This window comes from Paenibacillus baimaensis (genome assembly GCF_025567575.1).
This window is the reverse complement of the sequence record NZ_JAOQIO010000049.1, coordinates 1-5,715: the sequence shown is the minus strand read 5'-3', so window position 1 is coordinate 5,715 and position 5,715 is coordinate 1. Positions and strand designations below refer to the sequence as shown.

The 5,715-nt window shown below is 38.1% G+C and carries 6 protein-coding genes; all 6 read left to right on the top strand.

Annotated elements, in window-relative coordinates; all coding sequences use genetic code 11:
- Positions 1-232 precede the first annotated feature (232 nt).
- The 6 genes from OB236_RS14745 to OB236_RS14720 all read left to right on the top strand — a co-directional run bounded on the left by OB236_RS14745 (position 233) and on the right by OB236_RS14720 (position 5,436).
- Positions 233-976 carry an IS110 family transposase gene (locus OB236_RS14745; RefSeq protein WP_262684688.1) on the top strand — a complete coding sequence of 248 codons (744 nt, stop codon included), beginning with the start codon at positions 233-235 and terminating at the stop codon, positions 974-976.
- A 112-nt stretch (positions 977-1,088) separates the two neighbouring features.
- Complete coding sequence (locus OB236_RS14740) at positions 1,089-1,640, top strand: 2'-5' RNA ligase family protein (RefSeq protein ID WP_262684687.1); 552 nt, start codon at positions 1,089-1,091, stop codon at positions 1,638-1,640.
- Positions 1,641-1,950: 310 nt separating this feature from the next.
- Positions 1,951-2,358 (top strand): hypothetical protein, encoded by a 408-nt coding sequence (locus OB236_RS14735; RefSeq protein WP_262684686.1) that lies wholly within the window; start codon positions 1,951-1,953, stop codon positions 2,356-2,358.
- 397 nt (positions 2,359-2,755) lie between these two features.
- Positions 2,756-3,217, top strand: a complete 462-nt coding sequence (locus OB236_RS14730; protein WP_240421958.1) for an NUDIX hydrolase — start codon at positions 2,756-2,758, stop codon at positions 3,215-3,217.
- Positions 3,218-3,814: 597 nt separating this feature from the next.
- Positions 3,815-4,273, top strand: a complete 459-nt coding sequence (locus tag OB236_RS14725; protein WP_262684685.1) for a hypothetical protein — start codon at positions 3,815-3,817, stop codon at positions 4,271-4,273.
- Positions 4,274-4,908: 635 nt separating this feature from the next.
- Positions 4,909-5,436 (top strand): hypothetical protein, encoded by a 528-nt coding sequence (locus tag OB236_RS14720; protein WP_262684684.1) that lies wholly within the window; start codon positions 4,909-4,911, stop codon positions 5,434-5,436.
- Positions 5,437-5,715 lie beyond the last annotated feature (279 nt).

Sequence of the window (5,715 nt, the reverse complement as noted above, 5' to 3'; positions counted from 1 at the left end):
GAGCGCCTCGGTATGATGGGTTTGTCAAAGGGTTTAACCCAACACCATCAAGGAGGGCTCTTCTTATGAAGTTTAAGCAATCTGACGGTCAAAATCAACGGATCGAACGAATTTCCACGACTCACCTCATTGTGGGAATCGATATAGCGAAAGAAACACATGTCGCACAAGCAACAAATTTTCGAGGAATCATACTTACTAACTTTCTTTCTCAAATACAATTGAAGGTTATATGAAATTAGAGCGATGGATCCATGAGATTGGGCAGAAGCATCATTTAAAGAACGTCATAATCGGAATAGATGTTGTCATGGTGAATCCAGCTACCACCAAGCGAAACAAGGAAAACCGCGATAATTCCCCCTCCAAGAGTGATCCGAAGGATGCACTCGTCATTGCTGATGTGGTTAGTCGAGGTTTCTACTATGATTTCGCTCGGCACGCTGATGTCTTTCAAAGGTTGCAAACGATTATGAGTGATCGGGAATTTTGGATAACGAATAGTGTGAGGTTGCAGAACCGGATTATTCGCTGGTTAGACATACGTTTCCCAGAGTATTTCTCCGTCTTTAAAGACTGGACATGCAAGCGATCATTGGCCACTCTTAAGGAATTTCCTTCTCCGCAAGAAATAGATTTGCTTTCCGCATCCGAGGTGACTACAGCCTGGAGGAAACATATGAAGCGTGCCGCTGGCTCTACCGGCATGAAAAAAGCTGCTCAGCTAATTGCTACAGCTAAACAAAGTATAGGTGACACTACCGCTCTTCTTGAAGCGAAACAGGACTTCAAGCGGTTATTAGAAGAGTTTGAACGGATTGTAGGCGTACTAGATACAATTGAAAAGGATATTGGAAAATTGCTTAACAGTATTCCAATGGCCAAGCAATTACGTTCGATCCTTGATGAGCGCTCTCCTGAACAATATCTGCAAAACCAAGGTGTCAAAATCCTGCGAATGAGTGAGTATATGTGAGATAAACCCTTAAAACCGAGGGACGGGCAGCATAGTAGAATAAATAACTGTTGATAATTAGCTGAATTGTGATACTATTGGAAAAATTGCAGAGAAAAGGAGGGTTAATCCAATGGAAAATTTTAAACATGATACATATGTAGTATTGGATTTACCAGTCGGAATTTCTGAGAAAATTATGAATTTAAGGTCGCAATTTAAAGATGAATTTCGGATGTCTCTCCCTGCCGAAATAACGATTGCTGGTTCAAGTGGTAATGGGGTAATTCAATATGACCAAGACCCTACTCAGGTATTTCTAACATTAAATGAAATCGCTTCGATGACTAAACCAATAAAAGCCACTTTTGGTGATGTGATGCGATTCCCAAAAACTGATATTTTCTTTTTCTCACTACAAGACGAAGTACCACTTCATAATTTCCATAACCAAATAAACGAGTCAAATATTCGATTTTCAACAAATCAATTTCCCTATAAACCACATTGTACATTATGTAGTCGTTCTTCAATGACAGAAGGGGAAATCACAGAATTATTGTCATTGAAATTACCACAAGAATTTGAACTTGATACGATGTCGGTTTATTCCCTTGAACATTCAAATGAAAATGTAATTGTTCATCTGCTCCATAGAGTGAAGTTAACGGGCGGTAACCAATAAAGATTTAGTTATTGAACGGATACGATAGCTCAAGGAACACTAAGAAACGGCAGCGGACATGGCTGCCGTTTTCTCAACGGGAGTTTACTTCAAGAGATTATCCGTTAGGTACTAAAGAAAAATAGTACTATCTAGTGGGGGGACACTCCAGTAAAATTGTGAAAGAGCGAAGGCACTGGAGGGAACTTTTCAAAAAATAATAGGCAGAATATTCCTTGTGTTTACAATCGTTTCTCGAATACTTTTTAAGTATTTACGAACTTCGTGAATATCAAATTAGACGAAAGGGCCGAGAAAAGGAGTAAAAGCAATGAAAAACATTATTTTCTCATTCTTATATTACATAGCTCTGGGAATAGCTCTTTTTATTGTTTTATATCTTTATTCTGATGATTATAATTTACCGTGGTCAACACACGATGAGGGATTGAAATATCTTCATTTTTTATTAACTGAACCTTTTCCTCTGGCAATATCACTTTTTTCAACGTTTGGAATAAGTGATATTAGATGGAGTAAGGTGAGATTAGTCAGACAGTTACTTATACTTTTCGTTTTTCTTGCAACAACCGTTTATATGATGGCTGATGGAGGATATTTAGGACATACAAAATTATTGATTGGATTCATATTAGCGTTAACCATTTCCGGAATTACAGTATTACTACCCTTTGTAGAGATGTATCTAGTTAAGAGACATTCAAGAACTAATTTTTAATGCAGATTCAAGATGTCGGAACCATCGCTTAACACCGTATTTACGCATCGTGCTATTCGACCCTCGGTCCGATAGAGGAGTTTCGAGGAGATTGATCCTGAATCTTGAATGTAAGGGTTCGTATAACACCATGTTGACGCTTCTGGGCATTTGCCCCTCGGGATTAAAGTAACGGGATACTATAGCTCAATAAACAACTAAGATGCGGCTGCTGGCATAGATCGGCAGCCGCATTGTGCAAATGGGAAGACTTGCTTAACCTATTTATCTTTCATTAACCTTATGCGATTCTATCTGTGCATTTGGTATAATAAGGATATAAAGTAGAAGAACTAAATTTTTTATAATCACAGGAAACGATACATACTTTCGGCTTTATTGGCAAAGGAGGGTTACAATGACAGAGAATCTCATTGAACGTGCTGCGGGGGGATTAGTTCTTCGCAAGGCGTGGCCAGGATTCCAAGTCCTACTCATTCACGATAGATATGGACATGTGAGTTTCCCAAAAGGCCATCTGGAATCCGGAGAGACATGGGAGGACGCTGCAGTCCGAGAAATTTTGGAAGAAACAGGGATAAAATCAAGAATCCTTTCACCACTTGGCGACGTTGAATATCCTATCAAGCGAAAAGAGTTAACCGTTCGCAAGCAGGTCCGCTTATTCCTTCTTGAAGCCATCGACGAACAGGCTGAGCCTATCCATCAGGCTAATGAAGTTGAAAGTGCTCAATATTTCGCATGGGAAGATGCAATTCGACTTCACATGGAACGAGGCTATGTGGACTTGAATTGGGTGTTTGATAAGGCTATAGCACTTTGGGATTGGCACAAGAAACGAACGGAGAACAATAGTTGAATAAACATCAGATTCGCGGCTATCGTAATAATTCGGCAGCCGCGTTATGCTAGCTGGGCAGGATATTATAACAATAACTAAACCTTTTCAACTACGGCTGTAACTCGATATGTTCGACTGTAAGAGATAATTGTCAAACCTCTTGTGTATACCTTCCACTAGCCATTCTGACCAATCTTCCATAGTGCCCATCCCCTTCCCATTGTTTGAGTGTGTGTATGTTAACTCTGATGGGAGGGGATGGCAAGTTGTTTTGAAACTCGCCATTCTTTCTACAATTCTCTGCCAAATTCGACTTATATATGGTATGATTTTACTATTCACGGAACAAATAATGAAGCCATGTACCAATGGCATCAACAAATTCATCGATCTATTAGTACTTTTGTATTTTTGGGGAGTGCATATAATTCAGGATTTGTTTACAAGTATATTAGGTGATGAATAGATAAAAGGTTAATTTTATGAGGAAATGAGATGGACTGATGCAGACCTTTACTGGTGAAGTTAACGCCTTAAGATTAAATCTAGGTCACTTGTGGTGAAGTCTTCTATATTTCTAATAACATCATAAAAAGTTGTGGGATTTCAAAGAAATTGCATGAAAAACGGATGAGATATGACTTTTTGTATTATTTTAAGGAGGATTTGAGTGGATCGTCTACACTTAGTTGGACAGAAAAAATAAGGGCTTGTAGAATAAACCAATCATCTAAACGAGTGGTATTGGCTGCCAACGGAGACATGGTTGCTGTCGCCCTCTATGCTACGCTGCTTGATGATCAAATTGCTGGTGTCATTATACAGAATCCACCGGTCACACAAAATGCACCCAGTGAACCGGATGGAACCGATTCGGCAATAGAAATAATACATAGCTTACGTTATACTGATTTGCCACAAGTTGCAGGATTACTTTGGCCAAAGCCGCTGGTGTTTATTGGGCAAAGACCGGAAACGTACCGTTGGACGGAACAGTTATATCGTCAAATGGGTCATCCGGGTGGGATTTGGCACGTTAAGTCGTTAGCAGAATGGCCTGGGTTAATTGAGTAATAAAAACGAAGCGATATCCCCCGCTAGAAGTACGGTTTGGCTGAATTTCATGTGTACAGTTGATAGCTCTCTTACACCCGCTCTGATTACGAACGGATACGATAGTGCAGGAGTTGCATGAAGCGGCTCCTATTTTTATTTTTCATCGAAGTAACGGGAGTTTGGTTATTGTTCTCTATAAGCAATAACTTGTCATATTGTTTTTGTGGTAGTATTTAACATATATCTTTCTATCTAAACTAAGGGGTAAAGTAATTATGTGATGGAGCTGAAAACCGTATGAGATGGTAAGAAACCATCCTCCAGATTGTAGAATTAAATACAGGCTTTATACTGAAGAAGAAGGTGGGAGAAAAATCCGTTTATCAGGGGTTACGGTATGACTTATCATTTGACGATGAAAATATTCGTGAAACAGGTATATTTGCTATTCATCCTGAAATTTGAAGATGAATTAGGAAATGTTATTTTAGAAAGAACACTACCAATTCCTAAACACGGTACCGCGAGGATGTGGATGCTCTTCCCTCAGAAGAGAAGGAGTAGTAGATATAGTTAGAATTAAACTGGGGATCCTTGGTTACTTTATGGCTAGGTCTTGCAGTAAAAGTACGTTTACATGGAGGAATAGGGGAATGTTGGAAACTGCCTGGGATCTAGAAATAAAGATGATTGTACCATTTCATTCCATTATTTTTTATCCAGATGATTATAAAGATGAATATATAGAAGAACCCACTTTCAAGAAACTAAGGGAATTCTTGAATATTGAAATCAACGTTTCTGAAATAGTTGAAGATTTACGTAAGAATAGACCCAGAAATTCAACGATTTCCGTTTACTATTCAGAAAGTTCATTTAATCAATTTATTCTCTTTGATTCCGACATGGATCCTACAGACCAATTGGATCTAATAACAGTTTGTATAAGATGTACAGCTGAGTATGGGGGAACTATAAGACTTTACGCACATGAATTTTATACTAATTGTTGCGAGTATAATGTTATCTATTCTGAAGGTTCCTACGTAATTAGAGATCTATATAAAATAAACTTTAGCCAAAATAGTAAGATAAATAAAGATGAATGTAAAGAAAAGCTAATAAAGAAAAATTTGAAATTCTTTAAATCAGGTGAATTAATATCGACAATTAATTTGTAGTCTTCTGGGTTTTTGCTAAAGTGACATCTAATGGATAACGCTTATCCAATAATTCACACCACGATAAAGTTGCTGGGTTGAAAGTCAGTTTTGTTAAACTAACGGGAGAATTGTTTAATGTCTTCGCGAATACTTCATGTATGGAAAGTTGGCGAAGTTCGTATATAAGACGTTAGATGAAAGACTAGCAAATCTATTTTAATACATTAAGAACATAAAGACACCCTAAAATAGGAGCATTACACATGAGTACCTGGAGAAGAATTGGACTAGAATTAT